This window comes from Micromonospora sp. DT201, from assembly GCF_049841575.1.
GTDB lineage: Bacteria > Actinomycetota > Actinomycetes > Mycobacteriales > Micromonosporaceae > Micromonospora.
Map to the genome: position 1 here is coordinate 104,817 of NZ_JBNCKP010000013.1, position 18,369 is coordinate 123,185.

Annotated in this window: 22 protein-coding genes and 1 pseudogene; 14 read left to right on the top strand and 9 right to left on the bottom strand. The window is 68.5% G+C overall.

All coding sequences use genetic code 11. The annotated features are described in order from the left end of the window. Positions 1–159: 159 nt before the first annotated feature. Genes ACLQ28_RS21030 through ACLQ28_RS21040 form a run of 3 tightly spaced genes read left to right on the top strand, consistent with a single transcriptional unit; the run spans position 160 to position 1,547 of the window. Entirely contained in the window at positions 160–777 is a 618-nt protein-coding gene (locus tag ACLQ28_RS21030) for a TetR/AcrR family transcriptional regulator (protein ID WP_425687980.1), read from the top strand. Between the two features lie 51 nt (positions 778–828). Then, entirely contained in the window at positions 829–1,176 is a 348-nt protein-coding gene (locus ACLQ28_RS21035) for a DUF6069 family protein (protein ID WP_425688067.1), read from the top strand. A 5-nt stretch (positions 1,177–1,181) separates the two neighbouring features. Further along, positions 1,182–1,547: a VOC family protein gene (locus ACLQ28_RS21040; protein ID WP_425687981.1), complete on the top strand. Its 366-nt coding sequence runs from the start codon at positions 1,182–1,184 to the stop codon at positions 1,545–1,547. A gap of 393 nt (positions 1,548–1,940) precedes the next feature. On the opposite strand, the gene ACLQ28_RS21045 is transcribed toward ACLQ28_RS21040, so the two are convergent. Both ACLQ28_RS21045 and ACLQ28_RS21050 read right to left on the bottom strand, forming a co-directional pair. Further along, a complete protein-coding gene (locus ACLQ28_RS21045; protein ID WP_425687982.1) occupies positions 1,941–2,423 on the bottom strand; it encodes an NUDIX hydrolase in 483 nt (160 codons plus the stop codon). A 35-nt stretch (positions 2,424–2,458) separates the two neighbouring features. Further along, positions 2,459–2,686: a zinc-binding dehydrogenase gene (locus tag ACLQ28_RS21050; RefSeq protein ID WP_425688068.1), complete on the bottom strand. Its 228-nt coding sequence runs from the start codon at positions 2,684–2,686 to the stop codon at positions 2,459–2,461. 229 nt (positions 2,687–2,915) lie between these two features. On the opposite strand from ACLQ28_RS21050, the gene rox reads away from it, so the two are divergent. Then, positions 2,916–4,337: a rifampin monooxygenase gene (gene rox / locus ACLQ28_RS21055; RefSeq protein ID WP_425687983.1), complete on the top strand. Its 1,422-nt coding sequence runs from the start codon at positions 2,916–2,918 to the stop codon at positions 4,335–4,337. 229 nt (positions 4,338–4,566) lie between these two features. On the opposite strand, the gene ACLQ28_RS21060 is transcribed toward rox, so the two are convergent. Beyond that, the gene (locus ACLQ28_RS21060; protein ID WP_425687984.1) at positions 4,567–5,490 is read right to left on the bottom strand and encodes a glutaminase; all 924 of its coding nucleotides are present in this window, start codon (positions 5,488–5,490) and stop codon (positions 4,567–4,569) included. A gap of 133 nt (positions 5,491–5,623) precedes the next feature. Between ACLQ28_RS21060 and ACLQ28_RS21065 the strand changes: the two genes are divergently transcribed. From ACLQ28_RS21065 to ACLQ28_RS21075, 3 genes are all read left to right on the top strand, one after another. Next, positions 5,624–6,091: an HNH endonuclease gene (locus tag ACLQ28_RS21065; RefSeq protein WP_425687985.1), complete on the top strand. Its 468-nt coding sequence runs from the start codon at positions 5,624–5,626 to the stop codon at positions 6,089–6,091. Positions 6,092–6,159: 68 nt separating this feature from the next. Beyond that, positions 6,160–6,777: a TetR/AcrR family transcriptional regulator gene (locus ACLQ28_RS21070; protein WP_425687986.1), complete on the top strand. Its 618-nt coding sequence runs from the start codon at positions 6,160–6,162 to the stop codon at positions 6,775–6,777. 89 nt (positions 6,778–6,866) lie between these two features. Beyond that, entirely contained in the window at positions 6,867–8,417 is a 1,551-nt protein-coding gene (locus ACLQ28_RS21075; RefSeq protein ID WP_425687987.1) for an MFS transporter, read from the top strand. A gap of 122 nt (positions 8,418–8,539) precedes the next feature. On the opposite strand, the pseudogene ACLQ28_RS21080 reads toward ACLQ28_RS21075, so the two are convergent. Both ACLQ28_RS21080 and ACLQ28_RS21085 read right to left on the bottom strand, forming a co-directional pair. Beyond that, positions 8,540–8,920, bottom strand: a pseudogene (locus ACLQ28_RS21080) (Tn3 family transposase); the annotation flags it as partial. 104 nt (positions 8,921–9,024) lie between these two features. Continuing rightward, complete coding sequence (locus tag ACLQ28_RS21085; RefSeq protein ID WP_425687988.1) at positions 9,025–9,879, bottom strand: alpha/beta fold hydrolase; 855 nt, start codon at positions 9,877–9,879, stop codon at positions 9,025–9,027. Between the two features lie 135 nt (positions 9,880–10,014). On the opposite strand from ACLQ28_RS21085, the gene ACLQ28_RS21090 reads away from it, so the two are divergent. Continuing rightward, complete coding sequence (locus ACLQ28_RS21090) at positions 10,015–10,461, top strand: hypothetical protein (RefSeq protein ID WP_425687989.1); 447 nt, start codon at positions 10,015–10,017, stop codon at positions 10,459–10,461. Positions 10,462–10,488: 27 nt separating this feature from the next. Here the strand turns inward: ACLQ28_RS21090 and ACLQ28_RS21095 are convergent, their stop codons facing one another. Next, the gene (locus ACLQ28_RS21095) at positions 10,489–10,962 is read right to left on the bottom strand and encodes a MarR family winged helix-turn-helix transcriptional regulator (protein ID WP_425687990.1); all 474 of its coding nucleotides are present in this window, start codon (positions 10,960–10,962) and stop codon (positions 10,489–10,491) included. Between the two features lie 323 nt (positions 10,963–11,285). Between ACLQ28_RS21095 and ACLQ28_RS21100 the strand changes: the two genes are divergently transcribed. After that, the gene (locus ACLQ28_RS21100) at positions 11,286–12,221 is read left to right on the top strand and encodes an NADP-dependent oxidoreductase (RefSeq protein ID WP_425687991.1); all 936 of its coding nucleotides are present in this window, start codon (positions 11,286–11,288) and stop codon (positions 12,219–12,221) included. 432 nt (positions 12,222–12,653) lie between these two features. On the opposite strand, the gene ACLQ28_RS21105 is transcribed toward ACLQ28_RS21100, so the two are convergent. Beyond that, entirely contained in the window at positions 12,654–13,343 is a 690-nt protein-coding gene (locus tag ACLQ28_RS21105) for a TetR/AcrR family transcriptional regulator C-terminal domain-containing protein (RefSeq protein ID WP_425687992.1), read from the bottom strand. A 229-nt stretch (positions 13,344–13,572) separates the two neighbouring features. Here ACLQ28_RS21105 and ACLQ28_RS21110 point away from each other — a divergent pair, with 229 nt between their 5' ends. From ACLQ28_RS21110 to ACLQ28_RS21120, 3 genes are all read left to right on the top strand, one after another. Then, the gene (locus tag ACLQ28_RS21110; protein ID WP_425687993.1) at positions 13,573–15,069 is read left to right on the top strand and encodes a DHA2 family efflux MFS transporter permease subunit; all 1,497 of its coding nucleotides are present in this window, start codon (positions 13,573–13,575) and stop codon (positions 15,067–15,069) included. 164 nt (positions 15,070–15,233) lie between these two features. Then, positions 15,234–15,557 carry a hypothetical protein gene (locus ACLQ28_RS21115; protein WP_425687994.1) on the top strand — a complete coding sequence of 108 codons (324 nt, stop codon included), beginning with the start codon at positions 15,234–15,236 and terminating at the stop codon, positions 15,555–15,557. A 269-nt stretch (positions 15,558–15,826) separates the two neighbouring features. Then, a complete protein-coding gene (locus ACLQ28_RS21120; RefSeq protein ID WP_425687995.1) occupies positions 15,827–16,342 on the top strand; it encodes a DUF5956 family protein in 516 nt (171 codons plus the stop codon). Between the two features lie 112 nt (positions 16,343–16,454). Here the strand turns inward: ACLQ28_RS21120 and ACLQ28_RS21125 are convergent, their stop codons facing one another. Continuing rightward, entirely contained in the window at positions 16,455–16,733 is a 279-nt protein-coding gene (locus tag ACLQ28_RS21125) for a hypothetical protein (protein WP_425688074.1), read from the bottom strand. Here ACLQ28_RS21125 and ACLQ28_RS21130 point away from each other — a divergent pair. Continuing rightward, complete coding sequence (locus ACLQ28_RS21130; RefSeq protein WP_425688069.1) at positions 16,716–17,078, top strand: Tn3 family transposase; 363 nt, start codon at positions 16,716–16,718, stop codon at positions 17,076–17,078. The genes ACLQ28_RS21125 and ACLQ28_RS21130 overlap by 18 nt on opposite strands. Continuing rightward, positions 17,075–17,230 carry a hypothetical protein gene (locus ACLQ28_RS21135; RefSeq protein ID WP_425687996.1) on the top strand — a complete coding sequence of 52 codons (156 nt, stop codon included), beginning with the start codon at positions 17,075–17,077 and terminating at the stop codon, positions 17,228–17,230. The genes ACLQ28_RS21130 and ACLQ28_RS21135 overlap by 4 nt, the downstream gene beginning before the upstream one ends. A 308-nt stretch (positions 17,231–17,538) precedes the next feature. On the opposite strand, the gene ACLQ28_RS21140 is transcribed toward ACLQ28_RS21135, so the two are convergent. Continuing rightward, positions 17,539–17,985, bottom strand: a complete 447-nt coding sequence (locus tag ACLQ28_RS21140) for a hypothetical protein (RefSeq protein WP_425687997.1) — start codon at positions 17,983–17,985, stop codon at positions 17,539–17,541. Positions 17,986–18,369: the final 384 nt, after the last annotated feature.

Here is an 18,369-nt window from a genome sequence, read left to right on the forward strand (position 1 = left end):
GACGTCCGCGTAGGTGCGAGAGTCCTTGATCTGGTCATCGCAGAAAGCGGCGACGTCATTGCCGGTGAGTTGCAAAACCCCCAGCGCCGGAGCCCCGGATTGATGTCGACTGCGCAAGCCACTTGACGGAGTGAGTATTCACTCCGCTATCGTGTGGGCATGACGGAGACACCCGTCCGGCGTAGAGCGCCGGGAATGAGCCCAGATGAGCGCCGGGAGATGATCGTGGCTGCGGCGATGCCGCTGCTGGTCGAGCACGGTGCCGCGGTCAGCACCGCGCAGATCGCGAAGGCGGCCGGGATCGGGGAGGCCACGATCTTCCGGGCCTTCGCCGACAAGGACGAACTGTTGGATGCCTGCGTGGCCGCTGCTCTGCGCAACGATCATGTCCTGGCCGAACTTGATGCCGTGCCGCTGGATCAGCCCTTGGCCGCCCGACTGACCGAGGCGGCAGCGACCCTGCACGCCTATCTGGAGCGGATGGGCGCGGTGATCGGCGCGGTCCACGCCGCCGGCCGCCGGGGCGAGCGCGGCACACCGCGTGACCGCACCGCGACCGGCGACCGGGCGACCGCGACCGAGCACACCCGGCAAGCGGTGATCCGGCTCCTGGAACCCGACCGGGCTGCGATGCGACTGCCGGCCGAGGAACTCGCCGCCGTCTTCCTCGGCATGCTGTTCGGCCGGCGGGGAGCACCCGGCGGCGAGACCCCGATCGAGACGCTGGTCGACGTGTTCCTGCACGGCGTGGTCGACGGTCGGGAAGGTGCCCGATGAGCCGCATACGCCTCATCCGAGCCGTGGCGGCGGCCGTCGGCCATCTGGACGATCACGGTGCCGCCGCTCGGGCACCGGTTCGCCGTCACCGGTAGACCAGCCGGCCAGGAAACCTTGGACATCGGCCTGGCCCCGGTGGTGGTCATCGCGCTGCTCGCCTCCCTGGCCGGCTGGGCAATGCTCGCGCTCCTGGAACGGCTGCTGCCCCGGACCGCTCAGCGTATTTGGACGATCACCGCCCTCGCGGTCCTGCTGATCTCCTTCGCGCCACTGGTAGCGCCCGGCATGGACTCCGCGACCCGGTTGGCCCTCGCCGCTCTGCACGTCGCGGTCGCCGCCGTTCTGATCCCGGCCATGACCCCCGCCACCGTCCGTCCCGCCTTCACGACCTTTGGATAGAACGCGTGACCATCACCTTGAACCACACCATCGTGCCCGCGGTCGACAACGAGAGGGCCGCCCGATTCTTCGCCGCCATCATGGGACTGACCTACTCGGGCAACGTCCACCACTTCGCTCCCATACGTGTCAATGAGCAGCTCACCCTCGACTTCATGACCGTCGATGACCCGGTCGGACTTCACCTGGCGTTCGACGTCGACCCGGCAACCTTCGACCAGATCCTGGACCGGCTGCAGGCCGGCGGCGTGCCCTACGGCAGCGAACCCGACGAGCCCGACAACGGCCGCACCGACCATCCGTTGTGCGCCCGCGGCCTCTACTTCACCGATGACGCCCGCAACCTGTACGAAGTCATGTCACCGGCATGACCGGGCCGAGCCGAACGGCCGTGAGATCGTTCGCCGATACATCTGCGTGCGGGGTGCGGCCGGGGCCGGGGCGGGTGACGGTCAGTAGCAGCGCATCGGGTTGAACGTCAGAGTCTTCGAGTGCACGGCCTGCGTTCGTCGGTTGCACCGGTGTGCCAGCGCACCCCGATCCGCATGGTGTGCGCATCCGGCTCGGAAAGCAGGGCGACGTCGGCGATCAGGGAGAGAGTCTGGACTCCCACCTCGGTAGACACGCTGGACCAAGTCCAGCAGGGCACCATCCGTGCGGCTACGGGATCACCAGGTCGTACGTCATGCCGATATGCACCGCCACCACCGCGACACGGCGGCCACCGAAGAGGCATAACGAGGACCATCTCGGACGCTTACCGATCAGTGCCGGAGGGATTCAGTCATCTGGATTGTCTCCCCGTGCCCGGTGAGCGGCGCGCTGGCGTGCAACTCAAGCCCGATGTCGACAACCACGGAACGCTCCAGAGTGGCGACCTGTGCCATCGGTATCCACTGCGCCAGGTCGGTCGTGCCGCCCGTTTCGGGTCGAAGCTCGCCAGCAACAATCCGGGCCCGGTAGAAGATGGACAACATGTGCAGGTCGACAACCCCGCCGTCGTAGCTCTCCACGTTCCTCGTTCGCGAATTCACGCCGAGCAACTGCTCGACCTGCACCTCGTACCCCGTCTCCTCAACCACCTCCCGCACGACGGCGTCGAACGGATCCTCGGCGTGCTCGACCCCACCGCCGGGCAGCGTCCAGTGCCGCCGAGCCCCGTCCGGCGAAACCCAACGGGCGAGCAGCAGATGCTCGTCCCGCGAGCACACCGCGTACGCGGCGACTCTCAGCCGTTGCGTGATCACAGTGACCTCCTCGTAGACCCGTCTCCACGCTCCCGTCAGGGCACCAGGACGAGCTTGCCGGTTGTCCGGCCGGTCTCACCTGGTCGGTGTGCCTCGGCCGCTTCCGCGAGCGGAAACATTCTGTCGACGTGAACCCGTAGTTTGCCAGCGTCCACCAGCGCCGTCAGCGCCTCGAGTCCAGCCCGGTCAGGCTCCGCCAAGAGAAACAGTCCGGCTGAAAAAGGGTTGGACGGGACGAGGCTCGGCTTGTAGCCTGCGTGCAGTTGACCGTGACACCGCCCGAGGAGGTGAGACCCATGAACGTTGTAGCGATGTGGGTGCTCCCCTTCCCGTCACGGCCGGGCGATTGATGTAGGTGTCGCCGGGAGCGCCTCGCCAACAAGGCACTCTCGAAAGGCATCACCTATGCATTCTCTGCGGTTCACCGCCGAGTCGTCGTCGACGGACACCGGACTTCCATCGCCGGCCTGCGGCGCCGATCGCGCGCCCAACATGTTCGACGTGATCATTGCCGGGTGCGGGCCGACCGGTTTGATGCTGGCCGCCGAACTGCGGCTGCATGACGTGCGGGTGCTCGTCCTGGAGAAGGACACCGAGCCCGTGTCGTTCGTCCGCATAGTCGGTCTGCACATTCGCAGTCTCGAACTGATGGCGATGCGCGGACTACTGGATCGGATTCTTCCGCACGGAAGGCAGCGTCCGGCCGGCGGCTTCTTCGCCGCCATCAACAAACCCGTGCCCGAGGGCCAGGATTCCGCGTACGCCTATCTGCTGGGCATCCCGCAGCCGGTCATCGTCAACCTGCTCGAAGACCATGCGATCGAACTGGGTGCGCAGGTCCGGCGCGGTTGTGCGGTGGCCGGTTTCGAGCAGGACGACGACGGCGTGACCGTCGAGCTGGCCGACGGGGAACGCCTGCGCTCGCGCTATCTCGTCGGCTGCGACGGTGGGCGCAGTACGGTGCGCAAACTGCTCGGCGTCGGCTTCCCCGGCGAGCCCTCGCGGACCGAGACGCTGATGGGCGAGATGGAAGTGGGTGTGCCGCAGGAGGAGATCGCCGCCAAGGTGAGCGAAGTCCGCGAGACCCATCAGCGATTCTGGCTCCGGCCCGTAGGCGTTGGGTACAGCGTCGTGGTCCCCGCCGCGGGAGTCAGCAACCGCGCGGAACCGCCCACCCTCGAGGATTTCAAACAACAGCTACGCACCATCGCCGGCACCGATTTCGGCGTGCACTCCCCGCGCTGGATGTCCCGCTTCGGGGATGCCACCCGGCTAGCCGAACGGTATCGGGTCGGACGGGTGCTGCTGGCCGGCGATGCGGCACACATCCATCCACCCATCGGCGGGCAGGGCCTCAACCTGGGCGTTCAGGACGCATTCAACCTCGGCTGGAAACTGGCCGCACAAATCCGCGGCTGGGCGCCGGCAACCCTGCTGGACACCTACCAGGCCGAACGTCATCCGGTCGCCGAGGACGTGCTGGACAACACCCGCGCCCAGATGGAACTGCTGTCCACCGAACCGGGCCCACAGGCCGTGCGCAGGCTGCTCACCAAACTGATGGACTTCGACGAGGTGAACCACTATCTGATCGAGAAGATCACCGCGACCGGCATCCGCTACGACTTCGGCGAAGGCCCCGACCTGCTCGGCCGCCGTCTGCGCGACATCGACGTGAAGCAGGGCAATCTCTACGGTCTGCTACATCGCGGCCGTGGCCTGCTGCTGGACCGCACCGAACGTCTGACCGTCGGCGGCTGGTCAGACCGGGTCGACTACCTCGCGGATCCCACTGCGGCACTGGACGTTCCGTGCGTCCTGCTACGCCCCGACGGCCACGTCGCCTGGATCGGTGACGAGCAGCAGGACCTGGACGACCACCTCTCCCGCTGGTTCGGCAAGCCCACCAACTGATTCCGCCCGAGCAGCGGTCCACCGCCCGCTGGCATGGATACCTTCCGCCATGTCAGCGGGCGGTGGCTTTCCAACTCGCACCCCGGATGCGCGACACCGCAGCCCGCCCGCCAACGGCTGAAGCGGAGTGTGGCATAGGGTGACGGAAGTCGACCACCTCTGCAACGTCAAAGACTGCGTCGAGCCCACGCACCTGCGACAGGTCAGTCACGCAGACGATGGCCCGCCGTCAGAACACCGATAGTCCCGTGAGCGTCGTGAAGCGGTCCAGCGCTGCAACTCCCGCCACCGAATTGCCCCGCTCGTCCAGGCCGGGCCCCCACACGCAGAGCGTGCAGCAGCCGGGGACAACGGCGATGATGCCGCCGCCGACGCCGCTCTTGCCGGGCAGACCCACGCGGTAGGCGAAGTCGCCCGCGGCGTCGTACGTTCCGCAGGTGAGCATGATCGCATTGACCTGTTTGGCCTGACTCTGGGTCAAAAGACGGGTGCCGTCCGCGCGGATGCCGTGCCGGGCGAGGAAGCTGGTAGCCAGGGCGAGGTCGGCGCAGGATGCCTCGATTGAGCACTGGCGGAAATACTGGTCGAGGAGGACCGCGACCGGGTTTCCGATGTTCCCGTACGACGCCATGAAGTGCCCGAGCGCGGCGTTGCGGTCGCCGTGGGCGGACTCGGAAGCGGCGACGCCATCGTTGATGGCGAGCACCGCGTTGCCGCTCTCCGCGCGCAGGAACTCCAGGAGGGTGCCCGCCGCGTCGCCGGTCTGGGTGTGGAGACGATCGGTGACGACGAGTGCGCCGGCGTTGATGAACGGGTTGCGCGGGATGCCACTCTCGTACTCCAGTTGCACCAGCGAGTTGAAGGGGTTGCCGGAGGGCTCGCGGCTGACGTGCTTCCACAAGGTGTCACCCTCGAGGGCGAGGTCGAGGGCGAGGGTGAAGACCTTGGAGATGGACTGCGTGGAGAAGGGCTGCCGCCAGTCTCCGACTCCGTACACCGTGCCGTCCAACTCCGCGACTGCCATGCCGAACCGGCGCGGGTCGTATACCGCGAGCGCCGGGATGTAGTCGGCAGGCCGACCACGTCCAGGCATGCGCTCGATCTCGGCGGCGATGCGGCGCAGAATCGGCTGAAAGGTGTGGGACGAAGTCATGATCGCCATTGTGCGTCGGGCCCTGCCGGGCCCGCGCATCGGTCGGTTGGAGCTGGCTGGCGGTCGACCAGCCGTGCGGCCGCAGGTGCCACTGGCCGCAGCGATGCGGAGGTGTGTGGCATAGGGTGACGGTGTGCTGAGCAAGGTCAACGGTTTGTCACGACACTTCACCGAGGACAGTCTCCGGCAGCATCTCACCGAGCGATCGATCAGACAGGATGACGGCTGCCTGATCGTCCGTGGCTACGGCACACAGCGCGGCGTCTACCAGAAGGTCGCGGGCCGGGCGTGGGCACACATCGCGGCGTACGCCGTCTTCGTCGGGGGCTATGACCCTGACTTGGAAGTCGACCACCTCTGCAACGCCAAGGACTGCGTCGAGCCCACGCATCTGCGACAGATCAGTCACGCGGAAAACTGCCGCACGAGAGTGCAGGGCCCGACATGCCGCAACGGCCACGACCGCGAGGTTGATGAGTCAACGGGGCGGTACCGCCGGACGTGCCGCGCGTGCAATCGCGACAGTCAGCGCCGTTGGCGAGAGCGCCAAGCTGCTGAGGTGGCTCTGGCACGCGCGACGTACGCCCGGAAGAGCGACTAGGTACCTAAATATGATTGCCTTGTGGGCAAAATTGCCTTCAAGGCAAACATCCAGGTACCGTGGTTCTCATGCCGGAGGAAGCACGGTCGAGCCTGCGCGAACGCAAGAAGCTCGACACCCGCAAGGCGTTGAGTGACGCCGCCCTGGAGCTGATGTTCGAGCGTGGTTTGGACAACTTCGTCCGGGAGGATGTCGCGGCGCGCGCCGGGGTGTCCCTGCGAACGTTCAGCAACTACTTCGCCAGCAAGTACGACGCCCTGGCATACCGGGTGAACTACCGGATCCGCCGCAGCGCCGAGCTGCTGCGTAGCCGCCCGGCGGAGGAACCGCTGTGGACGGCGATTGCCGAGGCCTTGATCGAGCCGCTGCGCGACGACGGCGTCCCGTTCGGGCGGCCGACCGACGAGCAGATCCTTGAGGTACGCAAGCTCAACGCGACACCGGAGATGCAGGTCGCCCTGGCCCGCGACACTATCGACGACCTGGTCGAGGCGATCGCCGAGCGTTCCGGCACCGACCCGAAGGCCGACCTCTATCCGCGGCTGGTCGCCAACGTCACCGTGGGCGCGGTCAACGCCGTCCTGCACCGCTACGTGCAGACCGACCCGTCGGTGGCAATGTCGTCGGTGCTGCGCGAGGTGTTCGCCAGCATCGCGGAGGGGTTGCCGCCACCGCCCCGTACGTAATCGGGCTCTTTCTTTGGTGCAGCGGGCGTCGTCGAGCGCCCGGGATTCAACGCGTCCACATGCAGTTAGGCCGGGGAGGGCGAGCCGCCATGTCCGAAACGACCACCGCCGCGCCGCCGGCGTCAGCGGGGGAACATCCCCGCTTCTTCAAGCTCGGGATCGCCGGCGCGCTGTTCGGCATGTTCCTCGGCATGATGGACAGCTACATCGTCGCCACCGCGCTGCCGAGCATCGTCGGCGATCTGGGCGGCCTCACGTCGATGACCTGGATCATCACGTCGTACGCGCTGGCGATCGCAGCCTCCACGCAAGTTTGGGGAAAGCTCAGCGACCTGTACAACCGCAAGACCATGTTCCTGCTGTCGGTGGCGGTCTTCCTGGCCGGCTCGATGCTGTGCGGCCTGGCCCAGAGCATGGGTGAGCTGATCGCGTTCCGGGCCCTGCAGGGCGTCGGCGCGGGCGGCCTGCTGGTCGGCGCGGTGGCCATGGTCCAGGCGCTCCTGCCGCCCAAGGAGTCCACCCGGGTCTCCAGCTGGACCGGGCTGCTGCTGGGCATCGCGCTCATCGCCGGCCCGCTCGTCGGCGGCGTCATCACCAGCGGGCTCACCTGGCGCTGGATCTTCTACGTCAACGTCCCGTTCGGACTGCTCTGCCTGCTCGGCACGGTCGTCGGGGTCAACGTGCCGATGCGGCCGAAGGCGACCCAGGTGCGCATCGACTACCTGGGCGCGGTGCTGCTGACCGCGGCGGTCGTCTGCCTCACCCTGGTGACGGGCTGGGCGGGCACCACCTACTCGTGGAGGTCCGGGCTGATCCTCGGTCTCTGCACGGTGGTGGTGGTCGCCACGGCCGCGTTCGTCTACGTCGAGCGCCGGGCGCCCGAGCCACTGGTGCCGTTCCGGATGTTCGGCACCCGCAATTTCTCCCTCGCCCAGGTCCTCGGCTTCGCGTTCAACGTGACCATGGTCGCGACCGTCAACTTCCTGCCGCAGTACTTCCAGAACGCCCGCGGCGTCGACCCGATCAAGAGCGGCTTCCTGCTGATCCCGATGATGGTCGGGATGGTCGTGGTGATGAACCGCAGCTCCGCCTACATCCGCCGGACCGGGCGGTACCGGATCCTGCCGATCATCGGTGGAGCCGGGGTGGTGGTCGGCATGCTGTTGGTGCTCCTGCTCGGGCCGGACACCAACCCGGTGCTCGCTTCCCTGGTCGGGATTCCGCTCGGCATCGGCCTCGGCTGCCTCATCCAGAACACCATCCTGATCATCCGGATGAGCGTCGAGCCCCGCGACATCGGCGCCGCTATGGGCGTAGGCTCGCTGACCCGCACGATGGGCAGCGGCATCGGGGCGGCACTCTTCGGCGCGCTCTACTTCGGCGCCCTGACCAGCACCCTGACCGACAAGCTGGGCTCGGCTGACCTGCTGTCGTCCGGCGGCGCCCGGCTGGACCCGGAACAGCTCGGCGCGATGGCCCCGGCGGTGCGCGCGGCCTGGTCGGCGGCCGTGACCCACGGCCTGCACATCGTCGCGATCGGCACCGCGGTGGCCGGCGCGGTCGCGTTGCTGTCCGCGTACTTCATCCGCGAGGTACCGCTGGTCGACAACCGCCCCGGCGTGCGGCGGCCACCGTTCTGACATCCCCTGGAAGACGGGGCTGAGGAACATCGGTGCAGCCGTTGGCGCTGAGATTGATCATGGAGCGCGGGGTCCGTCTGCTCGTTGCGGTAGAGCGTGGATGCGCCATCGCGGCGTGCCCGGGACAGCCGACTTCGTCCCAGGCAGTTGAGGTGTTTGTGGCCCAGCGGGGACAGCCGGGCCACGTCCTCGTCGCGGATGTCGTGGCCCTCGGCGCGGAGCTGCGCGACGGCGGCGTCGAGGTAGCGGGTGGTCCACAGCACGGCCGCGTTCACCACCAGGCCCAGCGCGGCGAGCTGGTCTTCTTGGCCTTCACGATAGGCCTGGAAGATCTGACCGCGTTTGCCGTGGCAGATCGTGCGGGCCAGGCGGTGGCGGGACTCCTGCACGGTCAGCTGCCGGTTCATGGTGCGGCGGTATGTGTCGTCGACAGGGTCGACCACCGCGAGCAGGTGCATGGTCTTGTCGATGCGCCCGTACTCGGCGAATGCCTGCTCACCCTGCTCCCCTCGCCTCGCGGCGGTGGCCGACCAGCAACGCCTTGTCGAGGTCGGGCCGGCGGGCGAGCTTGCCGGACGTTGTCGAGGACGATCTCACGTCGGCTGACTCACGGCGCTCCCGCCAGCCGTGCTTGGGCAAGGTCGCCGATGAACTCCGACAGCAGGGCGGCGAACTGCTGCGGTGCCTCCTGATGTGGAGCATGGCCGACGCCGGGCAGCACGTGGATACCGCCGCGCCACAGGGTCGGGATGGTCAGCTTGCGCAGGTAATCGACGCTGACCAGTTGCTCGTCGGCACCCTGCACGATGGCGAGCGGCTGGCGGAGTGCTGAGATGACCGCGATCTCGTCCGCGAATCGGCCGGCCCCAACGCTGGCCCCCAGCCCGGCGCGGGCGGCGCCGTCGGTGGCCAGGATGTCGGCGACGAACTCGGCGGTATCCAGCGACGAGCCGGTCGCGATGAAGCTCTCAGCGGCCAGCTTCGCCTCGGATTCGCTGACGTGCTCGGTGAACAGAGCACCCATCGCCGGGTTCGGCAGGAACGCCTCCCCTATCTGCTCAGGCGACGTGACCGGCGGCGCGCCGAAGATCACGAAACCCTCCGCGTTCGGCAGTTGGGGCGCCGCTTCCATCACGATCTGGCCGCCGAGGCTCCACCCGACGATGACCGGGTGGGCAATGCCAAGTTCCTGCACGAGACCGGTGAGCAGGGCTGCGTATCCCGGCAGCGAGTAGTCGGCCGGATCCCTGGCCGGCTCGGACTGCCCGTGGCCGGGCAGGTCCAGTGCGATGCAGCGAAACCGCCGGCCGAACTCGTCCGCCATGAGCGGACGCCAAGTCTTGGCCGACGACGAGTTGCCGTGCACGAAAACGACCGTGGGGTCGTCTGCGTCGCTACGGTCGGCAGAGCTCTCCAGGTACGCGATCCGCTGGTCGTTGATCTTCACGCTCGGCTGACTCACTTGACGCCTCTCATTCTGCGAACTCCCGGCCTGGCCGCTGCCCGAGCCAAACGCCTTTACAGGCTCGGCATCCATCTCAGGTTGACGATCAGCTGGAGTCACTGGTTCAAAGGAGGGTCGGGCGGCCTCACGTCGATGACCTGGATCATCACGTCGTACGCGCTGGCGATCGCAGCCTCCACGCAAGTTTGGGGAAAGCACAGCGACCTGCAGCTCACCTGGCGTTGGATCTTCTACGTCAACGTCCCGTTCGGACTGCTCTGCCTGCTCGGCACGGTCGTCGGGGTCAACGTGCCGATGCGGCCGAAGGCGACCCAGGTGCGCATCGACTACCTGGGCGCGGTGCTGCTGACCGCGGCGGTCGTCTGCCTCACCCTGGTGACGGGCGGGGCGGGCACCACCTACTCGTGGAGGTCCGGGCTGATCCTCGGTCTCTGCACGGTGGTGGTGGTCGCCACGGCCGCGCTCGTCTACGTCGAGCGCCGGGCGCCCGAGCCACTGGTGCCGTTCCGGATGCTCCTGCTCGGGCCGGACACCAACCCGGTGCTCGCCTCCCTGGTCGCCTCGTCGTTGGTGAGATGAGCCGTGGTCGCTCTTTGAGGACGGCGCTCAGCCTCCTTCGAGTTCCCGGCGCACGGTAGCGGCGATGCGGGTGAGTCCGGCCTCGATGTGACGGCGCTGAGCGGCGCTGAGCGGATCGAACACGAGCCGCTTCACCTGCGCGACGTGTTCCGGTGCGCTCTCGACGAGCTTCTGCCGCCCGGCGTCGGTCAGGGCGGCGAGGGTGTATCGACCGTCGCTGGGGTCGGGTCGGCGGGCGACCCAGTCGCGGGCTTCGAAGCGATCCATCACCTTCGACAGGCGGGGCTGGGTGCTGTCGCAGAGCCGGGCCAGGTCGCTGAGCCGCATCGTGGCCTCGTCGGCCATGGACAGCTGGGCCAGGACCCCGTACTCGAAGTTGGAGATGCCTGCGTCTCGCTGCAGCTGGCGGTCGAGGGCCGCCGGAAGGGCGATGACGACCGTGAGGAGCGCCTGCCACAAGTCCTGCTGGTCGTCGTCGAGCCAAGGCGACTGAGTGTCCATGAGGCTCATCATACTTGCCTGGGCAACTCGTATCACTTGCCTAGGCAAGCGTTCATGGGCTACCTTATGACTTGCCTAGGCAAGTGAAAGCACTTTCCCAGGCAAGCGAAGGAGTTGATTTCGATAACCGCCACGAGCAGCCTGGGCTCCCCCTTCTCGTCGCGCACACCAGCCGCCAGCGCCACGAGCGCCATCGACCGCACGGTGATGGGCAACACGACCCGGTCGGTGCAGCTGACCCGAGCGGCCTCGATGCGCTCACCTTCCCGCCTGATCGCCGCATTCCTTGGCGACGACATCGATACACCCCGGAGGAAAGTGCCATGAAGGCAATGCGTTTCCACGATTTCGGCAGCAGCGAGGTTCTGCGCTACGAGGACGTCGACCGTCCGGTCCCCGGCACCGGCCAGGTGCTGGTGCGGGTGGCGGCCACGTCGTTCAACCCGGTCGACGACCATATCCGCTCCGGTGTCCTGGCCGAGATGATCCCGATAACTCTCCCGTACGTGCCGGGGATCGACCTGGCGGGCACCGTCGCTGAACTCGGTGCGGACGTGACTGGCCTGAAGATCGGCGACCGGGTCGTGGCGATGCTGCCCCTCGGCTCCGCTGGCGGCGCAGCCGAGTACGTACTCGCCCCGGCCGATTCCCTGGCCCCGGCGCCCAGGACGATCGAGCTGGTCGACGCCGCGGCGCTGCCGCTGACCGGCCTGGCGGCCTGGCAGACGGCATTCGAGCTCGCCGAGCTGAAGCCCGGTCAGACCATCCTGGTCAACGGGGCAGGGGGCGCGGTGGGCAGCCTCGTGGTGCAGCTCGCCGTCGACGCCGGGGCACACGTGACCGCGGTGGACGCGCCGCGGCACGCCGACCGCCTTCGGGGCTACGGCGCGGACCGGGTTGTCGGCCCCCTCGCCCACGCTGCGGGCCCGGCCGCTGTGGGCGGTCCGTTCCAGGTCGTGGTGAACCATGTGCGCGTCTCCCCGGAGGAGCTCGCGCAGCTGACGAACTACGTCGCCGACGGCGGGGTCGCCGCCAGCACAGCCGGCCCGATTCCCGAGGACCCCGCTCGGGGGGTGCGCAGCGCGAGCCTGTGGGTCCGCAGCGATGGAGCCCAGCTGACCAAGTTGGTCGCCAAGGTGGATGCCGGCAAGCTCCGGGTCCACGTTGCCGCCCACCGCCCGGTGGCCGAACTGGCCGCCGTGCATGAGGACGCCGGTGCCGGGCGGCTGTCCGGCAAGACGGTCGTGCTCGCTCCCTGACCGCACCCGACCGGGCCGCCCGCTGTTGGCTCTCCCGCCAGTGGGCGGCCCGCAAGTTCGATGGCGAGCCGCACCCGCGACCCGTCCGCACCGACGAGGCCATGCGGCAGGCCCTGCACTTGAGGCCCGGCGCTGCCGCTCACCCACGTTGCCCGGGCCGCCGAAGCGTCCCGGGCAACGTCGTCTTCACCCGGGGGCGTCGTCGGTCCTACACCAGCCTGATGCGTTACGCACATTAACTGTCATTATGGTGTGCCACCGATTCACCCCTTTTGTGTAGGTGAATTATCGGATTGTTGTTATCGACAAACCGATAATTAGGGCAGGGCTGTCAGAGGCACGATCTTCCAGCCGGCATGAGGCCTTCACCCGCGACGGGCATCACCCGCGAGCGGGCTCGGGTTGGCGTCAACCCCAACCCACCGAACCTTGCTAAGGCGTGTCCGGCTGCGCGTCGGCTTCCGCGGCGAAGCCGGCCAGCAGCCAGTCCAACCCAGCGCGGAACGCGTCGCCCGCGATGTCGTCGCTGAACTGGGCCAGGTGGGGCACCTGCCCGGTGCGTGAAAGCCGTGCGAGGTGGGCGCCGGTGGATGCCTCCCACTGCGAGTCGGTGAGCCCGTCGCGTTGCCGCATCGCCCGCTCGGCCAGTTCCAGACTGCCGAAGCCGATGGTGAACGCGTCGACCGCGATCAGCAGCGCGCGGGCCCGGCCGGGATCGAGACCGAGACGGGAGATTGCCGCCATGGACTGCTCGGAGTGCCGGACAGCGTTCGGCCCCATCGGCGGGCGCTGGCTGATGGCGGTCATCAGCCACGGGTGCCGGTGCCCGGCTGCCCGGGTCTGCGCGGCGATGGCGTGCAGCGCCTCCCGCCACCCGGCCGGCAGCTCGTCGACGATCATCTCGCTCATGACCTCATCGACGATCATCTCGATGAGGTCATCCTTGCGGTCCATGAACGAGTAGAGACTCATCGGCCGCGCGCTCAGTTCGGCGGCGACCCGCCGGATCGAGACGGCGTCGAGCCCGTGCGCGTCCGCGAGGCCGATGGCCGCGGCGACGATTGCCTCCAGCGACAGGCGCGGGGGCTTGGCGCGGGGAAAGCGGGTCCACACGGAACCCACGGCGAGTCCGTTGTCAGGGGGCGTCGACGACATTCCGTCACGATACAGCCACCGTATTTCTGATACGGTGCATCCATTCCGATACACCGTATCGTTGTCGTGAGGGGCAGCTCGAGTCGCTCGAGGTTCCGCCACGGTTCTTGATCTACTCCGCGCCGTTCCGACTCAACCCATCCGGGCTCGCTGCTCCCCCAGCATCGACCGCCCGCCCCCTCGACGGGAGCTGCTGATGACCACTTCGACCCCACCCGACGCGGGTGACGCGCCCGACGACTCGGCCAGCCGCATCACCCCCGCACTGCTGAAACTGGCCGGGGTGATGATGCTGGGCGCGCTGATGGCACAGCTCGACTCCACCATGGTCAACGTTGCTATCGACACCCTCGGGCAGGAGTTCGAGGCACCGGTCGGCACCATCCAGTGGGTCAGCACCGGCTACCTGCTTGCGATGGCGACCGTCATCCCACTGACCGGCTGGGCGGCGGACCGCTTCGGTGCCCGCGCCACCTGGATGTTTTGCATCGTCGCCTTTCTCGGCGGCTCGATGCTCTGCGGCATCGCCTGGTCCGCGGAGAGTTTGATCGCGTTCCGGGTGATCCAGGGCCTCGGCGGCGGCATGATCCTCCCGCTGGCCCAGGCGATTCTGGTGCTGGCTGCTGGCTCACAGCGGCTCGGGCGGCTGATGAGCGCGATCGGTGTGCCGGCCATGCTCGGCCCGGTGCTTGGCCCGGTCATCGGCGGCTCGCTAATCGACCAATTCTCCTGGCGCTGGATCTTCTACGTCAACCTGCCAATCTGCCTGGTGACGCTGGCCCTCTCCTGGCGGATCGTGCCCAGCGGCACCGTCGACGCCTCGAGGGCGAAGCGGCTCGACCTGCTCGGGCTGGCGCTGGTCTCGCCGGGCTGCGCGGTAGTCATCTACGGCCTCTCCGAGGCTGAGCGGCACGGCGGCTTCACCGACCGGCACGTAGTCATCCCGCTTGTCGCGGGCGCCGTGCTGCTGGCCGGGTTCGCATGGCACGCGCTGCGGACCACGGTCGAGCCGATCATCGATCTGCGGCTGTTCAAGGCCCGCAGCTTCGCCGCCTCGTCGGCGGTGCTGTTCATCTTCGGCATGGCCATGTTCGGCGCCATGCTGTTGCTGCCGCTCTATTACCAGCAGGTGCGCGGTGACAGCGCGGTCAAGGCCGGGCTGCTGCTCGCGCCACAGGGCGTGGGCCTGGCCATCGCGCTCATCCTGGCCGGCCAGCTCACCGACCGGATGGGCCCGCGCTGGATCGCGTTCGCCGGCCTCCTTCTCGCCTGCGTCGGCACCATCCCGTTCTGCCTGGTCCAGGGCGACAGCAACCAGCTACTACTCAGCGCGTCCCTGGTGATCCGGGGCGCCGGGCTCGGCGCGGCGCTGGTGCCGTGCATGGCCGCGGCCTATCGAGGGCTGCCCGAGGAGTCCGTCACCCGGGCCAGCAGCGCCGTGCGGATCTTCCAGCAGCTGGGCGGGTCGTTCGGGGTGGCGATCGTGGCGGTGATGCTCCAGCACCGTACCGAGAACGTGATCGCCGACGCCGGCGGCCGCCCGAGCTTGGACCACCTGGCCGGCGCGTTCGGGAACGTCTTCTGGTGGACCGTCGCGTTCGCGACCGTCGCGGTGATCCCCGCGTTGCTGCTGCCCCGGACCCTGCACGATGCCGCCGCGCCGGCGCCCCGGGAGCCCGCCTCGACCGCCTGACGAAGGCGTGCCCTGATCTGGGCTGAGCGCCCGGATCAGGGCACGGGGTCGAGCCTGGTCTGAAAGTCCACCCGGAACTCCACGGTGGTGCCGGCCGCGAGTCGGGTGGGCCCGCGCACCAGATCGCGCTATGCGGACAGTCGTCCCAGCCATTCCGTCAGGAGTTGCTGTTCGGCGCTGCTGAGGGCGTTCTGGCTGGGCAGGGCGGCGCGCAGGGCGCGAGCGGCGCCCGCCAGGCCCTCTTCCTGCACGGCCGGTTCCTGACTGGTGACGGCGGTGATCATCGCTTCGCGCAGCGCGACCAGGAGAGCGGGGTTTCGCTCGGAGTCGGGCAGGGACAACCAGGTCAGGACGGCGCCACGGGCGGTGGCGTGGATGATCTGGGCGGCGAGGTTCTCGTCGACTACTCGTTCCGATTGCCCGAGCTCGGCGGCGCCTGGCGCCCGCTACGCGACCCCGACCACACCGATCCCGACGAGGACGCCTGAGGCCGGACCGTTTAGGCCAGGGTCGGCCTGGCCGTCGGCGCGCTGCGCCGCGACGGCCGCGCCGCCGTCGACGACGAAGTCCTCGCCCACATCTGGCCCACCCACCACGCCAACGTGCACTTCTACGCACCATCGGGTCGACATCGACGTGAACTCGCCCAGCTCGACGCCGACGGCTACCGGCCGCTGCGCCTGCCCGAGCCTTTTGACGGGTTGTGAGCTGGCCTAACAGCGATGCTGACCGGGCAGCGCGGTCGTACAGTGCGGGGGTGGACATCGCCTACGACTGGGGCCTCGATGAGCCTGCCAACCCGGTCGCCGACCGGGCGGGCGAGGCGGCCGGGCTCACCCCGGAGCAGCTGCCGGAGGTGCGCGAGCTGACCGCGCGGGGCTGGCAACTGGCCCCTGACGCGCCGCTGTACGCGTTCCTGCCGGCGGTGTGGCCCCGTAAGCTGCGGACCTGGGTGCCGGACCGGGCCACCAGCTACGACACCTGCTACGAGCAGGACCCGAAGACGCACACCGTGCTGCCCACCCAGACTCGCGTGGCCGGCCCGGCGGAGATCGACGAAGATCACGACTGGACGTTGGCCCGCGTCGGGATCACCGGTCGGCCCCGGGGACGGTTGTGGCTACTCAAGCCGCCGCACGGGTATGACAGCGTCGACGCGCTCCTTGACGAGGTGTGGCAACGCGCGCAGCAGCAGGGCATTGAGGCGACGATGAACGAACCCTTCGTGGAGCTCACCGCCCGCACCGTGCGAAACGACACCGCCACACCCTGACTCACGTCCCACCGGGTCCGGCAGTGTCCATTACCGGCCCTGCTGCCCGTCGGCATAACGCGGACTCGGGTGGCCACCGACGGCGGCCACCCGAGTCACGATCAGCGGTCGGTCAGGCCCAGGGGACCTGGTAGTAGCGGCAGCCGGGGCTGACGTTGCACTGGTTCCAGCGGCCGGTGTGGATGGTCGGAGCGTAGAACAGCAGTGAGTAGCCGGCGGCGAAGAACGAGCCGTAGTTGTCGTCGTGGTAATTGCCGCTGCCTGCGGTGAGCTGGCTGTTGTAGTAGTAGCCGGTGGTACTGGGCTTGTCGCTGCGCCAGCCGGCCGCGCCGTCCGGACAGCGTTCATCGCCGACTACCTCGCCGACCCGGCCCTGCGCCGTGAAATCCACGAAGGGCTCCAGGTCGTCGAGCAGTGGAACTCCGCGAACGTGGCGATCCACTACGGCCGCGAGGCCGAGCTGCCCGGTGCCGACCGGGAGGCCCAGGAGATCTCCATGCTCGCCCTGCACCTGCTGCAATCGGCGCTGGTGCTGGTCAACACCCGTATGGTCGACCGGGTCCTCGACAGCCCGGACTTCGCCGGCCGGCTTACCGACAACGACCTGCGCGGCCTCACTCCGCTGTTCTGGTCCAACGTGGCCCTCCACGGCACGCTCCAGCTCGACCTCGACCAGCGCGTCGACTACGAGCGTGGCATCGCGGCCGCGTCGGCCGCGACGGAGGAACAGCGATGACGCCCACCCCACCCAGACAGGTACCCGAGGACGACGCCCACCCGGCGGGCCCGGCCATGTACGCCCTGACCGGTTGGCCGGTCCTCGCTGTCCAGTTGCCTCGCTTTGTGGGCAACGGCGAGGACATAGCCGACGTGTCGGCGCCTCGGTGACCATGGTGCCGTCGGCGTCGACCCCGACCGCGGTGGCGAACAGTGGCGCCAGGGATCCGGGCGGCCCACAGCCGACGTCGAGCAGCCGGCCGGTGCCGTCCAGGCCCAGTACGCGGGTGACGGTGTCGGCGACGGCCGGCGGGTACGGCCACCGGCCGATCGGGTAGTACGCGGCGCTGCCGGCGTACAGCGACTCGTCCCACGTCCGCTGGTCCACCCGCACGCCCCGTAAAGTACCGGTCCGCGCGTACGGCGGCACGGGTCCCCGCCCGCTCCGGCGGGGACCCGTGCCGCTTGTCAGGTCCGGGTCAACAGCCTTGTCGCCCGCTGCTGACCTGGTAGCGGTAGCCCTGCCAGTCGATGTAGCCGATCGCGGCGACGCAGTAGTTGGCGGTGCCGGTAACCCCACGTGGTCCGGCGTAGTAGGCGTAGTTGCCGAAGTCCGCGCTGGAGCTGGCCGCGATGGTGCACGGCTGTCCCTCGCCGGACTGCTCCGTACACCGGTACGCGCGTACATAGGTCGGTGCGGCCACCCCGTACGCGGCACCCTTGTGGTAGAAGCAGGCGCTGTTCGTACCGCCGTTCGAGGTGTTGTAGAAGATCGTCAGCTCGCCCGGACCGTAGGTACGGCTGTAGGTGATGGTCCCGGAGCACGAGACGGCGGCCTGCGCGGGTGACGCGGTGAGGACGACGAATGCGCCGCCCGTGGTCACCAGGGCCAGGAGGAGTGCGAAAACTCTGCGGACGTGACGCAAAAGCTTGCTCCCTTCGATGCGTTTCCGGTCGGGACGGACCCGCGGGCCGACGGGAGGATCTCGAACGCCGAAGCCCGGCGGGCGGCACCCGGTAGGCCGCACGGCACTGCCGGATCAGGTGCCTCGCGGAGGTCGCCGGTCGTCCGTTCCGCAGACGGACCGGCGACGCTGACCGGAGATCGGCCCCGGTCAGGTCGATAAACGATCCCACCTCAAACGGTCATTCGAGATGAATGTGTTTCAAGAGCGCATAGTGCAGAGTTTGCCAAACATCGATGCTTGGGTCGATAGCGGATGACTGTCGAATCAACGACAGCCGTCCGCTAGACGCCGCCCCCGGTGACCGGGACGGGGGCGCTCCGGGCGCGCAGCAGCCAGTGCACC

Excerpts from the sequence above, each read along its gene's own strand:
- ACLQ28_RS21030 (WP_425687980.1), top strand. The coding sequence starts at position 160 with ATGACGGAGACACCCGTCCGGCGTAGAGCGCCGGGAATGAGCCCAGAT.
- rox (WP_425687983.1), top strand. The coding sequence starts at position 2,916 with ATGTTCGACGTGATCATTGCCGGGTGCGGGCCGACCGGTTTGATGCTG.
- ACLQ28_RS21060 (WP_425687984.1), bottom strand. The coding sequence starts at position 5,490 with ATGACTTCGTCCCACACCTTTCAGCCGATTCTGCGCCGCATCGCCGCC.
- ACLQ28_RS21070 (WP_425687986.1), top strand. The coding sequence starts at position 6,160 with ATGCCGGAGGAAGCACGGTCGAGCCTGCGCGAACGCAAGAAGCTCGAC.
- ACLQ28_RS21075 (WP_425687987.1), top strand. The coding sequence starts at position 6,867 with ATGTCCGAAACGACCACCGCCGCGCCGCCGGCGTCAGCGGGGGAACAT.
- ACLQ28_RS21090 (WP_425687989.1), top strand. The coding sequence starts at position 10,015 with ATGACCTGGATCATCACGTCGTACGCGCTGGCGATCGCAGCCTCCACG.
- ACLQ28_RS21095 (WP_425687990.1), bottom strand. The coding sequence starts at position 10,962 with ATGGACACTCAGTCGCCTTGGCTCGACGACGACCAGCAGGACTTGTGG.
- ACLQ28_RS21100 (WP_425687991.1), top strand. The coding sequence starts at position 11,286 with ATGAAGGCAATGCGTTTCCACGATTTCGGCAGCAGCGAGGTTCTGCGC.
- ACLQ28_RS21110 (WP_425687993.1), top strand. The coding sequence starts at position 13,573 with ATGACCACTTCGACCCCACCCGACGCGGGTGACGCGCCCGACGACTCG.
- ACLQ28_RS21135 (WP_425687996.1), top strand. The coding sequence starts at position 17,075 with ATGACGCCCACCCCACCCAGACAGGTACCCGAGGACGACGCCCACCCG.